The organism is Vibrio anguillarum (genome assembly GCF_003390515.1).
GTDB lineage: Bacteria > Pseudomonadota > Gammaproteobacteria > Enterobacterales > Vibrionaceae > Vibrio > Vibrio anguillarum.
In genome coordinates this window covers 831426-845993 of the sequence record NZ_CP031478.1, presented here as the reverse complement: position 1 = coordinate 845993, position 14568 = coordinate 831426, and the positions used below count along the sequence as shown (strand labels likewise).

General features: G+C 45.8%; 14 protein-coding genes. 3 read left to right on the top strand and 11 right to left on the bottom strand.

All coding sequences use genetic code 11. From position 1 onward, the window contains the following. Nucleotides 1–98: 98 nt before the first annotated feature. From DD616_RS03510 to DD616_RS03460, 11 genes are all read right to left on the bottom strand, one after another. Nucleotides 99–1652, bottom strand: a complete 1554-nt coding sequence (locus DD616_RS03510) for a cryptochrome/photolyase family protein (RefSeq protein ID WP_208871464.1) — start codon at nt 1650–1652, stop codon at nt 99–101. A gap of 154 nt (nt 1653–1806) precedes the next feature. Continuing rightward, the gene (locus DD616_RS03505) at nt 1807–2181 is read right to left on the bottom strand and encodes a rhodanese-like domain-containing protein (RefSeq protein ID WP_094128578.1); all 375 of its coding nucleotides are present in this window, start codon (nt 2179–2181) and stop codon (nt 1807–1809) included. 50 nt (nt 2182–2231) lie between these two features. Beyond that, the gene (locus DD616_RS03500) at nt 2232–3329 is read right to left on the bottom strand and encodes an ABC transporter permease (RefSeq protein ID WP_013868268.1); all 1098 of its coding nucleotides are present in this window, start codon (nt 3327–3329) and stop codon (nt 2232–2234) included. Continuing rightward, complete coding sequence (locus tag DD616_RS03495) at nt 3326–4252, bottom strand: ABC transporter ATP-binding protein (protein WP_017044975.1); 927 nt, start codon at nt 4250–4252, stop codon at nt 3326–3328. The genes DD616_RS03500 and DD616_RS03495 overlap by 4 nt, the downstream gene beginning before the upstream one ends. Next, the gene (locus DD616_RS03490; protein ID WP_019283062.1) at nt 4252–5214 is read right to left on the bottom strand and encodes an HlyD family secretion protein; all 963 of its coding nucleotides are present in this window, start codon (nt 5212–5214) and stop codon (nt 4252–4254) included. Before DD616_RS03490 ends, DD616_RS03495 begins: the two co-directional genes overlap by 1 nt. Nucleotides 5215–5305: 91 nt before the next feature. Continuing rightward, nucleotides 5306–5965, bottom strand: coding sequence for an HAD family hydrolase (locus DD616_RS03485; protein ID WP_096036820.1), 660 nt, complete (start codon nt 5963–5965; stop codon nt 5306–5308). 4 nt (nt 5966–5969) lie between these two features. Next, a complete protein-coding gene (locus DD616_RS03480) occupies nt 5970–7019 on the bottom strand; it encodes an ABC transporter ATP-binding protein (RefSeq protein ID WP_017046834.1) in 1050 nt (349 codons plus the stop codon). Beyond that, nucleotides 7016–7819 carry an ABC transporter permease gene (locus tag DD616_RS03475; RefSeq protein ID WP_017049312.1) on the bottom strand — a complete coding sequence of 268 codons (804 nt, stop codon included), beginning with the start codon at nt 7817–7819 and terminating at the stop codon, nt 7016–7018. Before DD616_RS03475 ends, DD616_RS03480 begins: the two co-directional genes overlap by 4 nt. Continuing rightward, nucleotides 7806–8705: an ABC transporter permease gene (locus DD616_RS03470; RefSeq protein WP_026027756.1), complete on the bottom strand. Its 900-nt coding sequence runs from the start codon at nt 8703–8705 to the stop codon at nt 7806–7808. The genes DD616_RS03475 and DD616_RS03470 overlap by 14 nt, the downstream gene beginning before the upstream one ends. Beyond that, nucleotides 8705–9508, bottom strand: a complete 804-nt coding sequence (locus DD616_RS03465; protein WP_017044979.1) for an alkaline phosphatase family protein — start codon at nt 9506–9508, stop codon at nt 8705–8707. The genes DD616_RS03470 and DD616_RS03465 overlap by 1 nt, the downstream gene beginning before the upstream one ends. A 9-nt stretch (nt 9509–9517) precedes the next feature. Continuing rightward, entirely contained in the window at nt 9518–10579 is a 1062-nt protein-coding gene (locus tag DD616_RS03460) for an ABC transporter substrate-binding protein (RefSeq protein WP_208871463.1), read from the bottom strand. Between the two features lie 212 nt (nt 10580–10791). On the opposite strand from DD616_RS03460, the gene DD616_RS03455 reads away from it, so the two are divergent. From DD616_RS03455 to DD616_RS03445, 3 genes are all read left to right on the top strand, one after another. Then, nucleotides 10792–11544 (top strand): UTRA domain-containing protein, encoded by a 753-nt coding sequence (locus tag DD616_RS03455; RefSeq protein ID WP_017046832.1) that lies wholly within the window; start codon nt 10792–10794, stop codon nt 11542–11544. Between the two features lie 45 nt (nt 11545–11589). Next, the gene (locus DD616_RS03450) at nt 11590–12816 is read left to right on the top strand and encodes a DEAD/DEAH box helicase (RefSeq protein ID WP_208871462.1); all 1227 of its coding nucleotides are present in this window, start codon (nt 11590–11592) and stop codon (nt 12814–12816) included. Nucleotides 12817–13262: 446 nt separating this feature from the next. Continuing rightward, nucleotides 13263–14498 carry a RidA family protein gene (locus DD616_RS03445; protein WP_208871461.1) on the top strand — a complete coding sequence of 412 codons (1236 nt, stop codon included), beginning with the start codon at nt 13263–13265 and terminating at the stop codon, nt 14496–14498. Nucleotides 14499–14568: the final 70 nt, after the last annotated feature.

Genomic DNA, 14568 nt, shown 5'->3' with positions numbered 1-14568 from the left:
AATCACTCACTGATATTTAATCGAATAGCATGATTATAGTTACTTGCAGCGTGCTCACCAAATTGCATAAATCAAAACGTGACCAGTAAGCCGACGAGCTACAGCTCTTCAATATGGTGTAGATAGTATTGAGCTTGATCTAAGATTGCTTGTTGAGTAGCGTTTTCAGTGTTATCCCAATTTTTATAAATCATGCCTATCCTTGGATTTTTGGCTAACCGTTCACGATGAGTGAGCATGAACTGCCAATATAAACTATTGAATGGACATGAATTTAGACCACTACGGCTCTTTACTTGGTAGTGACAATCTTTGCAGTAATCACTCATTTTATTGATGTAAGAGCCGCTTGCGGCATAAGGCTTGGTGGCAACAATTCCCCCATCAGCAAACAGAGCCATACCTCGGGTATTGGGCATTTCTACCCATTGCAATGCATCAATATAAATACCTAAGTACCAGTCATCCACCTCATCCGGCTCGCAACCTGATAGGAGTGCAAAATTACCCGTGATCATCAAACGTTGGATATGATGTGCGTAGGAAAACTCCAATGATTGAGTTACGGCTTGTTTAACACAATGCATACGAGTATCCCCTGTCCAATAATAGTGAGGAAGAGGTTGTTGAGCATCAAGGGCGTTGTGCTTGGCGTATTGGGGCATGTTCGCCCAATAAATGCCTCGAATGTACTCACGCCAGCCCAAAATTTGCCTAATGAATCCTTCGATTTGTGCTAAATCCATCGTATTGTCATTCTCAAATCGCATGAGTGCACTTTGAATGACTTCTGTAGGCGATAGCAGTTTGCAGTTGAGTGCAAAAGAGAGCCGGCTATGGTATAGGCTCCAACGATGTGGGCTTTTTGCCGTCATTGCATCTTGAAAGCGACCAAACAGCGGCAAGCCGTACTGACAAAAGTGGGCCAATAATGACAGTGCTTGTGAGCGGTTAATCGGCCATAACAATGAAGGAGTATACAGGCCGAAAACGTGAATATTATGATGCTGTAAACGGTTATAAATTGCACTGACATCGTTTTGAAAGCTAAGTGGTTTGGGTAGGTTTTCTATGTCTTGCACGCTGAGCTTATTGCGATTTTGGTGATCAAAATTCCAACGCCCACCCAAAGGCGTTTGATGATCATCTTGCAGAAGAATACCGAATCGCTTACGCATTTTGCGATAAAACGGCTCCATAATAGTGGTTTTGTCGGTGTTAAAATGCTGAGTGATCTCGTCAAAAGGCAATAAAAAGTGTTCAGTATCAAAACAAGTCACTTGTGTATGAGAGAGGTTTAACTCCTGCAATTGTTGCCAAACTCGGTATTCATCAGGTCGCTGATAGTGAAAGTATTCTGCGTTGATCTGATGACACAGATCACTAATCAATGGTGGTAGCTGCAAATAATCGGCAGTTTCATCAAGGGTCAAGTAGAGAACCTGATGTCCCTCACTTTGCAATAATTCGGCAAAAGCTTCCATCGCGGCAAAAAAGGCGCAGATTTTTTGAATGTGATGTTTTACATAGCCTGTTTCTTGTTTAAGTTCAGCTATCACGTACAGTACGGAATCATCTGTTTTGTTAAACCAAGAGTGCTTGATGTTGAGCTGATCGCCTAGGATCAAGCGTAAGGTTTTGTACGTTCGCATGCTGTATACCGTTGAGATTGGTTATCGAACATCTTCTACGTTCCAATCAAAAAATCGATCATTGTTGCCGAATAACAAGCGCTGTCTTTCTGTTGCGCTTTGAGAGCCAATTAAGAACAAACAGAGCGATAACGTGAATGTGAGTAGGCTAACATCAATTGAGCGGCTTTATTGCCGAAGGATGAATGATCATTTCCTCTAAACCGCCGCCGTTATGTACTTGAGTAAACCCTTGCTTGAGTAAATAGGCCATGGCTTGGCCCGATCGATTGCCGCTGCGGCAGTAAACCACAATCGGTTGTTGTTTATCGATGTGAGAAAAAGCACTGCTAACAGTATCAAGTGGGTAGTTTAGCGCACCTTCAATATGGCCAGCTGCAAATTCTGCTGCGGTTCGAACATCGACTAAAAGCGCGCCATTTTCAATCCATTGCCATGCTATCGTTGAGCGCTCTGATGCCAATGCATCTGAGGTATTGGAGATCAGGCCTACACACAATAACGCTTTGGTCATCAGTGACTTTAACATGTTAGTTTCCTTCTTTTGGCTTAAAAATTAGCCTTCAAATGTGAATGGCGTTAATCAAGGGATTTCTTAAATCTCAACGACGCGACGATAATCCCACCGACGGTAAAGCTTAACATCCATAATGCATCTCGCCATAGATCCATGAGGTTAGCACCGCGCAACACAATCCCACGGATCATGCGCATAAAGTGGGTCGCAGGCAACGCTTCAGAAATCCACTGCGCTGCTACTGGCATGCCTTCGTAGGGAAACATAAATCCAGAAAGTAAAATTGAAGGCAGTAAAATAAAAACAGTCATTTGCATGGCTTGCAGTTGAGTGGAAGCAATGGTTGAAATCACCAAACCTAAGGTCAAACTGGCGGCGATAAACAGCAGTGTACCGAAGAGAATTTGGCTGATCGCACCATTAATGGGCACGTCAAAAATAAAATGCCCTAAGCCCAAGATGATGAAGACCTGAATTAATCCGACAAAAATATAGGGCACAATTTTGGCGACCATAAGCTCAATAGAGTGAATTGGCGTTGTGATCAGCAGTTCTAAATTGCCGCGCTCTTTTTCTCGCACAATCGCGGCACTGGTGAAGAGGATCATCGTCATGGTTAAAATGACCCCCAGTAAACCGGGTACGATATTAACCGCAGAGCGGCGAGTGGGGTTATAAAACAGAGTGACTTCAAAGGTTTTGACGGTAGCTGGACGAATGTCAAAGTCAAAATCGGTCAGCGGCATGGATTGCAGACCTAAAATGGAGGCACTGATCATCGTATCGGAGCCATCAACAATCCACTGACCTAACACGCGTTTTTGCACCGCGCGCTGGGTGAGATCTTTTGGCAGGATCAGCGCTGCTCTCACGTTACCTTGTTCAATCGCATGTTCAGCTTGCTCTGCTGTGGCAAAAGTGTGTTTGACGCTCACAACCTGTGTGGCTTTGACTGACTCTACAATTAACCGTCCGAGGGTACTTTCACTTTGATCAACGATGGCGATCGGAATATTGCGTACGTCAGTATTGATGGCAAAGCCAAATAGCAACAACTGGATCAGTGGGATCATCACTACCATGCCAAACGTAATTCTGTCTCGCGAGAGTTGGCGTATCTCTTTCACCATCACCGCTTTCATTCGAAACAGTGCTTTCATTGACGCCCCTTGCCAGTCACAGTGACAAAGACATCTTCCAAACTTGGGCGAGCTAGATTCATCTCAGCTTCAGCCAGTTCAGGGAAGGTTGTTTTTAGCCACGCGATAGGTTGTGTGACTTGTTGATGAATAAGGATCCGCAAGCGGATGCCAAGTTGCGCAGCAGAGCGAACCTCCGCCCGAGCCATGACTTTTTCTTTTAATTGGCGCAAATTATGGGCTCGGACTTCGACAATGTTGACGCCCATCGTGTTCATTAAGGTTTCTGGCTCACCATCTGCACGGATTAAACCCGATTCCATGATGGCTAAACGGTGGCAGCGTTCCGCTTCATCCATGTAGTGAGTGGTGATCAAAATGGTGGTGCCTTGGTCTGAAAGATCGAACAATTGTTCCCAAAATTCCCGTCTATTTTCAGGATCGACCGCCGACGTTGGTTCATCCAAAAACAGCAGTTCAGGTTTATGCATCGTGGCTGCTGCTAGTGACAAGCGCTGCTTTTGGCCGCCACTCATCCCACTTACGCGTTGTTTTCGGCGCTGATCAAGCCCATAAGTGCACAACTGTTCATTGAGTCGTTGTGCCAATGCTTTGCGCGGCATACCAAAAATTTGTCCAATAAATTGTAGGTTTTCCTCGACGGTTAAATCATCGTATAACGAAAATTTTTGTGTCATATAACCAATTTTTAGGCGCAATTGCTCGGATTGTTTTGGGATCGCTAACCCCAGCACATCAACACTGCCAGAGGTAGGGCTTAATAAACCCGTGAGTACGCGAATTGTGGTCGATTTGCCACAACCATTTGGGCCGAGAAAACCGTAAATGGTTCCTTTGGGGACACTCAGATTGATGCCTTCAATCGCAGTGAAATCCCCAAATTTTTTGACCACATTACGGGCGTGAATGGCGAGTTCAGTCACTATTTTTGCCTCGCTAAATCGACTTGCGCCGGAATGCCAGAAGGGAGCGATTGCGCGGATTCGGGCAGATCCACTTCGGCTAGATACATTAAGCGGGCGCGTTCATTTTCGGTCAGTGCGTAGTAAGGCGTGAAAGAGGGTTCCGTTGCCACCCAACGCACAGTGCCTTGCAGCGGCTCTTTTATACCGTCGATATGCACTGGAAACTGTGCGCCCGGCACGACCGCTAAACGATGTGGTGCGGGAACGTAGACACGAGCATAAGGGATGCGGCTTGCTTGGATGATAGCGACAATGCCGTTGTTTGGGACGCGCTCACCCAAGTTGTATGGGAGGTTATCCAAAATTCCATCGCGGGTGGCGACAATGGTTAACTCGTCGAGCTTTTGCTGTTGCAGTGAGACGTCGGCTTTGGCGGCGGTCAGCGCCGCTTGGGCTTGTTCAATATCTTCAGGGCGAGTGCCAGCGGTGAGCTTAGCAAACTCTTCTTTTGCAGAATCGAGTTCGGCGCGAGCGGCATCACGCGTGGCGGTGGCGCTATCTTTTTCTGATTGGCTGAGGAGCTTTTTACCGACCAGTTCTTCCACACGTTTGAAGTTTTGCAACGCCTCTGTCAGTTTGGCTTGCGCGCGATTGACTTTGGCTTGCGCGGCTGCCGTGTCTTCTTGGCGTTCACCATTACTCAGTTTGAGCAAATACGCTTGCGCTTTGGCCGCCTCTGCGAGTGCATGGGCCAGCACCGCCTGCTGATTTCTGGTATCCAGTCGAACCAATACTTCGCCAGCATGCACTGCGCTGCCTTCCGCGACAGGAAGCGCGCGAATGATCTCATTGGCGGTGGTGGAAAAAGTGATGCGGTCTCGCTCTAAAGTGCCCAATGCTTGCGCGCTATTTTCCGGCGAGCAAGCATTGAGAGTTGACAGTAAAAGAGAGATAAAGGCAATGCGGTGTTTCATGCTCATGGCGAGAGGCTCGGTTAACTTATTGTCTTCATACTAGAAGTTTACCGCCAGCGCCTCAAGCTACATGGTTCATCAAAAGTAGAGGATGTGATTAGCCCCACTTTAATATCGGCCATTGTTGGGGCTGAGCGTATTGGATGAGACGCGTGCATGGGTTGACCAAATAGGTGAAATCGGCGTGTAGACACAAAGGTAAATCATTGATCGAGTCAGTGAAAAAATGCACTTGACCCACGTATTGTGGGCGCTTAGCTAGCCATTCATTTAAGCGAGTGACTTTACCGTCTCGGTAGGTGGGTGTTCCCAAAATATGCGTGGTGTAATGGTTGTTCTCTATGACCATATCGATACCCATCGCCTCTGCAACGCCTATTTTACGAGCGACGGCTTTAACCAAAAAACTGACCGACGCCGAAATAATTAGCATTTGAATACGCTCGTCCGTTAACTGTTTAATGAGTGCTTTGGCTTGAGGAAATAGCCTAGGTACGATGCGTGTAGCGACACAATCGTCCGCTAAGCGCTGGACTTGCTCTGTGGTCAGGGTGAGCAAAGGTTGCATCGCAAAATCGAGGTAATCTTCCATGTCCATTTCACCGCTGGCATAGCGTGACATGATCAGCCTATCCTGCGCGACAAAATCAGGGTCGCTCGCTATGCCCTTATCGGCCAAATATTCGCTCCAAATCATTGCGCAGTCGCCGTCAATCAATGTGTCGTCCATATCAAAAACGTATAGAGGTGTCGGCATCTATTTAGGCTCTCACAGGTTGTATTTCGTTAAGGTTAAACAGTAATTCTAGCTGACTGCCAGTGGCAAATAATCGCTCTGACGAACGATTGAGTAAATCGACCGTGAGCTCGCAGCCTCGCACATCCACATGGTAGCGAATGACATTACCCAGTAATTGGTGATGCTTGATGGTGCCATGTTGCGGCGCAGAAACATGGGCACCATAGCTCCGCCCAGCTTCCTTGACGTAGATGGATTCGGGGCGAATAGCCACTTTCCAAGCCGTGTCTATGTTAAACAACTGCTTGGCGGTGGCCGCCTCTACTAAATTGTAATGGCCCATAAAACCGGCCACAAACTCATTGGCTGGCTGAGTATAAATGCTTTCTGGGGAGCCTTGCTGAACGATTTCACCTTGGTGCATTAAAAAAATACGATCAGAGAGAATCATCGCCTCTTCTTGATCATGGGTTACAAATACGGTGGTGAGATTGAGCTCTTTTTGAATATCACGGATCTGCTGGCGCAAGTGTTTGCGAATTTTGGCATCCAGTGCTGAAAGGGGTTCATCAAGTAGCAAAATACGCGGCTTGACCACTAAGGCGCGAGCTAAAGCGACGCGTTGGCGCTGCCCACCCGAGAGCTGGTTGGGATAGTGTTTTTCTTTCCCTATCAGCGAAACCAGTTCGACCACTTTTTGTACTTCGCGCGCGATGTAAGCTCTGTCTTGCCCTTGCATTTTGAGGCCAAAGGCGATGTTTTCAGCCACCGTCATATTCGGAAACAGAGCGTAGGATTGAAACACCATGCCAATGCCGCGTTGCTGTGGTGTTTGGTTAGTGATGTTTTCACCGTTGACCCAAATTTCGCCGTCATCGACGGGATTTAAGCCAGCCAAACTGCGTAATAGAGTCGATTTCCCGCAGCCGCTCGGACCAAGTAGCGTGACAAATTCCCCTTGCTCAATGGAAAATTCAATCCCTTCAAAAACGGTATTGTTGCCAAAACGTTTGGTGAGGTTGGCGACGTGGACGTAATCAGAGCGAGAGGTTGTGTGGGTCGTGGAATTCATTGAGTGGATCCTCGGCTAAAACGACTGGCGAGCCAAGTCAGTAAAAAGATAAATAGGAAGTAAGTCATCACTAACGCGGAGGTGAAGTGACCACTAGTCTGACGCATGTTGTAGAGATAAATCTGCAAGGTTTCATAGCGCGTGCCGACCAGAATGTTCGCAAATACAAACTCGCCAAGTAGAAAAGAGAAGGATAGAAACAGCGAAGCCATCAACCCTTTTCTAATGTTTGGCAGTACGATCAGTAAAAAAGCACGGCTGGTGCTTGCGCCGAGCAGGTGCGCGGCATCCATGAGATCGTGTAGATGGATCGCCTCAAAACTGTTGGCAATTGCACGGTACATAAACGGCAGCGCAATGGTGAAATAAGTGCCAATCAAAATCCAAGGTGTACCCACAATTGGAAATTGGCTATCGGCGTACAGTTGCAGTAATCCAACTGAAGAGACCACAGGCGGTACCGCAAAAGGAATTAAAATCAGCAAGTTCATTACTTTATCGAGATGAGGGAAATAGTAAAACACCACGAAGATCGCCGGAATAATCAAAACCGCGCTGAGTGTCAGAGAAGCGATGCCAATCAGCAATGAGCGGCCAAATGCATCGAGAAAGCGAGGGTCGGTCAGCAGTTTGAGGTACCAGTCAAAGGTGAAGCCATCGGGTAAAATCGTTGCGCCCCAGCGTGAAGAAAAGGAATAAACCAAGGTGGCCAAAATGGGCAGCAACATCACTCCCACGATGGAATAGACCACACTTTTATGAAAGGTGATTTTATCAAGGGTAGGATTAGCGTTTTGCATGGGTGTTCCTTGCGCTATAGCTTTTCGCAATTAGCCACTGATTGATCACAGTAATGAAGGCTAAAATTAGCATCAATACTACGGAAATGGCGGCGGCTAAATTGGGCTCTAAGAACAGATCTCCCGCCACTAAACTGGCAATGCGTACCGTAATGACGTTGTAGTTGCCGGATGTGAGTGCGTAGACGCTGGCATACGCGCCCATCGCATTGGCGATTAGGATAATCAAGGTGCCGAGTAGGGCTGGTGAAAGCACAGGCAAGGCGATTTTCTGCCAATATTGCCATCCATTGGCGCCCAGAGTAGATGCCGCCGCTTGCCAGTCATCACTGAGCGCATCAAATGCAGGATAGAGCAGCAGCACGCCAAGAGGGATCTGAAAGTAGATATACATCGCCAGCAGCCCCCATTTGCCATATAGGTTGAACTCTTCAATCAAACCGTATTGCTTTAGCAGCAAAGTCAGTGCGCCGTTGACCCCAAGAATAATAATGAAAGCGAATGCCAAAGGGACGCCCGCAAAATTACTGCTCATATTGGTAAAGGCGATCACACCATCGCGCAGCTTGCCATCGACTCGGCGTAAGGAGGCGACCAACATTGCCGCAATCGCAAGGCCCGCGACGCTGGACCATATGGCGAGCCACAAACTGTTGCCCAACCCTTGCAAAATAAAGGATGAGCTGAAGATTTCGCGATAATGGTCTAGTGACCATTGATCGTCAGAGATAAAGCTGTTGAACAAAACCCACAGCATGGGGGCGAGCTGAAATAAGTAGAAAAACAGCGCAAAAGGAGTAAGCCATAACGCAGGTTTGAGTTTGCGTGCCCAGTGTGTTGATTGGCTCAGCACGGCGCTAGGCTTGCTAATAACTTGGCTACTGATCATGCTAAGCACTCCGCAGAAAAGGGCTTATTGTGATCAAGATTAAGCAGTTGGCAGCACAGGCCGCAGAGCTCAGTTTGTTTGATCTCACAAGCTTGGTGCGAAAATTGATCGCCCAATACAAACAGCGGGACGTTGCGCTCTTCGGTTAATATTCCGCCGTGTGACTTGTCATTGTTCATGCCGTGATCGCTGGTCACCATCACTTGGTAGCCATCGTTTAGCCAGCTTTCTAAAAAGTGAGATAACAGCGCATCGGCCATGCGTGCACTATTACGATACTGTCCTGAATCAAGGCCAAACTTATGTCCAGCATCATCGATATTCATTGGATGGATCAGTAAAAAATCAGGCTGATGAGTACGACGTAAGTATTCGGCGTCTAAAAACAGTGCTTCATCGGGATAGTGATCCCAGTGATAAAAACAGCCATGCTGAATATTGAGTGTTTTATCACAGGTAAAACGATCGCGCGTTGCATCAAAAGGCGCGCGGTTATAGAGCTCGCTGACCCAATGATACGCCGCTGCGGCTGTTGTCAGCCCTTGCTCTTTTGCCAAACTGAAGATGGATTGATGATGTGAAAGGCGCACAATGTGGTTATGAACAATGCCGCTTTCGACAGGCTTTACGCCAGTGAGTAGACATTCATACAAAGGACGCGATAACGAAGGCAATTCACATTGTAGGGAGTATAAGGTTGCTCTTTGCTGCTCAATTAAGCCGTTTAAGTAGCCCATGCAATCACGGGCTACGGAATAATTGAGTCCATCAAGAACAACAAGGATCACCTTATTGTTCATGGTTACCTCTTACTGCTGGTGGATAATGACATTTTCTTGCCATTGACGTGGCAATTGGCGAGCTGATTTTTCCCAAGCATTAAAGTCGCTAATTGGACTCACGTTCTGGTATTGATCGTTAGCAATCAATTTGCTTTGTACCGCAGCAGGCAGTGCAACGTTGCTGCGGATCGGGCGAGCATAGCCTTGTGCAAGGTTGATTTGGCCTTGATCGCTAAAGATGTATTCACGTGCTAGCTTGGCCGCATTTGGGTTTTTGGCGTATTTATTGATGATGGTGGTGTAGCCGGAAATCACAGAACCATCTTGCGGAATGTTAACGGTAAAGCGGTTACGGTCAATTTGGTCACGGTAACTTAGGGCGTTGAAATCCCACAATACGGCCACTTCAACTTCACCTTTTTCGAGGTTAGCGATACTTGGGTCTGTAAATGATAAGCGCCCTTGCTTGGCGAGTTTGGCAAAAAATTCGATTGCCGGATCGAGGTTCTTTTCACTGCCGCCATGAGCAAAAGCAGCGGCTAGTACGGCATTATTTGCTTGCGCGGCAACACCGACATTACCAATACTGATTTTGTAATCGCCTTTGAGCAAATCGTTCCACGTTTTTGGCGCATTCTTGACTAGATTATTGTTCGAGATAAATGAAATGGTGCCCGTATAAGCCAGAGCCCAGTGGCCATCTTTATCTTTGGCCCAGTCCGGGATCTCATTCCAAGTGCTCGGTTTGTACGCTTGAGTTACGCCTTTTTTCACCGCCACGCGAGCAAATGCAAAGCCAACATCACCGATATCGGCGGTCGCATTTTTCTTTTCGGCTTCAAACTTGGCAATTTCTTGCGCTGAGCTCATATCCGTATCTTGGTGTTTTAGGCCATAAATCTTACCTAAATCGCTCCACGTATCTTGCCAGTTAGCCCAACTGCCGGGCATACCAATGCTGTACACTTGGCCTTCTTGTTTCGCTGCGTTGATCAAAGATTGTAAATCAGCCTCTTTAGCAAAAGCCGAAGTTGAAAGAGTCAGCGCAAGTGCTGTTGCAGCCGCTGCGCGGGTAAATAAGGTTTTCATTGTCGCTATCCTTCTGGACTAGGTCAGTAAGTTCGATTTTTATCCTAGGGAAGAACTGTGACGTTTTCGGTGTAGTTATTTGACATTTTTGATGATTTTCTATTGCACTTTTATTTCAAATTCAATCAATTAGCCTGTCATAAATCTGTTATCTGCCTTAAGTAGTCTAAAAGACGTTTATTCACTCTGTATAATATTGGACTAGGTCACGCATGAGATTTCGCAGCCCTTTGCCAGTGGCAAATGCTCCTTTAGAAAAGACCCAACTTGGTAATATTAAAGGCACCCTTCGTGAGCAAATTTGCAGTGGGATGCTGAGCGACAGACAAAAACTGCCATCTGAACGTGAATTGAGTGAATTGTTTAATACAACGCGCATTACAATTAAAGACGCTTTGGTTTCACTGGAAACCGAAGGGTTGATTTACCGAGAAGAGCGGCGTGGCTGGTTTGTCTCTCCGGCGCGAATTCATTATAACCCGCTATCGCGTTGCCACTTCCACCAGATGATCCGCGAGCAGCACCGAATCGCAGAAACTAAGCTAGTTGCGGTACGCAGCGTGATGGCTTCTCGTGAGTATGCAAGAGCGATGGATATTGACCGAATTACGCCCATTCATATTATTGAACGGTTGCGCTCGATTGACGGGCGAGCGGTACTGTTTGTCGAAAACTGCCTGATTGCGCAGTGGTTTCCAAAGATATTAGAGGAAAATTTAACCGCTTCGTTAACGCATCTCTATCAGCAAAAATACGGTTACATCACCACGCGTTCTCGTTTTGAGGTGATCCCTACGGCTGCGCCTCTTCATGTGGCAAAAGCCCTTAACTTGGCTGCTGGCCAATCTGTAATGAAAATTTGTCGAGTTAATTACAAACAAGATGGCGAGATCATGGACTGCGAATTTGAGTACTGGCGGCCAGATTCAGTCCTGATCCGTATCGACAGTTGTGATGGAGAATGAATAGCTTTAGACTCGGCGCAACCTTTTTCACCCTGCTAGTCGTTTATGAATTTTTCTAAGCTTAACTTAAGCGCCCCTTTGATGGCTGCGCTGCCTGCGTCGCGACACACGGCGACCAAAATCCAACAATTGGCTATTCCAGCCGTACTTTCTGGGCAAGATGTGCTTGCCTTCGCGCAGACGGGCAGTGGTAAAACGTTAGCTTATGGTTTGCCTTTACTGCAACGGATTGAAGTTAATACTCTTGAAATTCAATCCGTTGTCATTGTTCCTACCCGTGAACTAGCACAACAAGTCAGCCAAGAGCTGAGTACCGTGGCAAGCAAAATGGGCATTAGCTTATGCACTTTATGCGGGGGAGTGGCCCAAGAAGAGCAGCTTGCGCAGTTGGCCAAATTACCGCATTTAATCGTCGCGACACCGGGCCGCTTGCTTGATTTACTCACACAGCAACTGATCTCATTGGAGTCGATGCACTGTGTGGTGTTAGATGAAGCTGACAGACTGTTAGAGATGGGGTTTTGGCCGGATGTACAACGCCTGCTCAGTTTTATGCCCCAAACCAAACAAACGTTGTTGTTTTCCGCCACACTCGCCGCCGATCTCGAACAGGTGGCATTGGCCGTGTTAAATAACCCGGTAAAGATAGAGGCGAATCAAGCCAATCAAGTGGTGGAAGAAATTGAAGAGCAGCTCTACCTTGTGAATAAGGGCAGTAAAGCACAAGCATTAATTGCTCTGATTAAGCGGCGTGCTGGGCAGCAAGTATTAGTGTTCATTAGCGCTCGTGATAGTGCTGACGCGGTCGCGAAAAAATTACTCAAAGCGGGTATTCGTGCGGCGGCTTTGCATGGTGAAAAAGATCAAGTTATTCGCGAGAAAACGTTAGCTGATTTCAAAGCGAATCAAGTGGATGTACTGGTGGCCACCGATTTACTGGCGCGTGGTATTCACATTGACGCGCTGCCAGTGGTGATCAATTTTGATTTACCGCCTAGTGCGCCAGTTTATATTCACCGCGTGGGCCGCACAGCGCGTGCTGGTCAAGGTGGTGTGGCAATTTCACTGGTCTGCCATGGTGAAAGCCAAGCGCTGGAGGCAATCCGCAGCTTAACGCAGCGCGCTTTACCGCTGCAGGCGTTGACCGATTTTCCAGTGACAGACCAACCGACCAGCGGTGAACCGAAGCGCAAACCGCGTGATAAGCAAGCCAACCGCCGCAGTGCTCAAAAGCGCAGCGTGAAGCAGTTTCAGCAGAAAACAAGCCATTAAGTAGCTCAATATACGCATGCTATTGTGCGTTTTGATGGAGTAAGGAAACTAAGTGACTCAGGAAATTTATGCATTTATTACGATTGAAATGGCATATTAATCGAGTTTATGTGTAAATTTTCAGCAGCTTATTGTGAACAACCTATCATTATTGGACTAAATCAAGAAAATGCAGTATTCAGTTTCATGAGATTATATTCACAATTTTAGAATCATTTCTAGGATAAATATTCTTTAATCCACGTTATTAACACGATTGTGGATAATTAGTCGTTAATCAATCATTATCAATATAAGCGATGACTTTCTAGTCAAATAATATTTTAATGTATGTCACATTTACTGAAAATTTTTTAACTTACCATTTCGCCACTTTGATTGTTTTATCAAAAAACACTTATTAAATATAAATTCGTATTTCTACTAATAATAGGATAAATTTCGATATGGCTGCCGATATTGTAAAGGTTTCAAGAAACACAGAAAATGCACCTATATGTGCTGTCTCTACACAAACTGTCGCTTTTTCTCATTATAATAATATTTCAGCACAACTACCGATAGATCCTAAAACAGGTGAAATTGTTATTGGTTGTATAAATGACCAAACAAAGCAATGTCTGAATAATATACAGTCTATCGTAGAAAGTATTGGTCACGTTATGGATGATGTGGTCAAAATGAATATTTTTGTAAAGAATATTTCAGATATTGATGCCATCAAAAAAGTATACCCCACTTTTTTTCAGGGGCCGCTTCCTACAGTGACCATAGCGGCGGTTGCGGCTTTACCTGTCAGTGATGCTTTAGTGCAAATTGATGCTCTTATTTCAAACGGTGAAGGCACTGCTCCACAAGCGCCTTGTGAGCTCATCAAAGTGTCAAGGAATACTGAGCATGCACCTCAAGGTCTACACTCTCAAACCGCGGCCTTCTCTCATTATAATAACCTCTCGGCTCAATTGCCGATTGAACCTAAAACGGGAGAAATAGTACAAGGCGGTATTAAAGAACAGAGTCAACAGTGTTTGAATAATATTAATGCTATCTTAGAAAGTATTGGTCATACGATGGCTGATATCGTTAAAACAACGATATTTCTTAAAAATATATCTGATGCAGAAGCCATCAATGAAGTCTGTGGACAATTTTTCCCAAGTTATGTGCCTGCGCGAAGCCTAGTTAGTGTTGCTGACTTGCCTATGAATGCATTGGTGCAAATTGATGTTGTTGTGTCACATGGTGATGGTACACCGCCACAGCTTCCTGAAGATACTCGCTTACTTGTGATTGAAGCAAATAATACCGTGAATGCACCTGAAGTCGACTATTCTCACTCTGTTGCTTTTTCTCATTATAATCATATTTCAGGTCAGTTACCTTTATCTCAAAAAAATAATGAAGTTGTTGCTGGTGGAATAAAAGAACAAGTTAAGCAGTGTTTAGAAAATATAAAGAATATTGTAGAAAGTGTTGAGCATGTTATGGATGATATTGTTAAAGTCAATATTCAAATAAAAAATATGGATGACATTAATATTGTCAATGAAGTTTACACAACCTTCTTTAACCATGAGCTACCTGCGAGAACCGTGATTGGTGTTTCAGAACTGCCTATGGATGCGTTAATACAAATTGACGCGGTGGTTTCTAATTGTGAAGGTACGCCACCTAAACATTAACGAATCTTTATTATTGATTAAAGAAGGGGGTATCAACGATATCCCCTTTTTACTTGTTAGCTACCTGTAA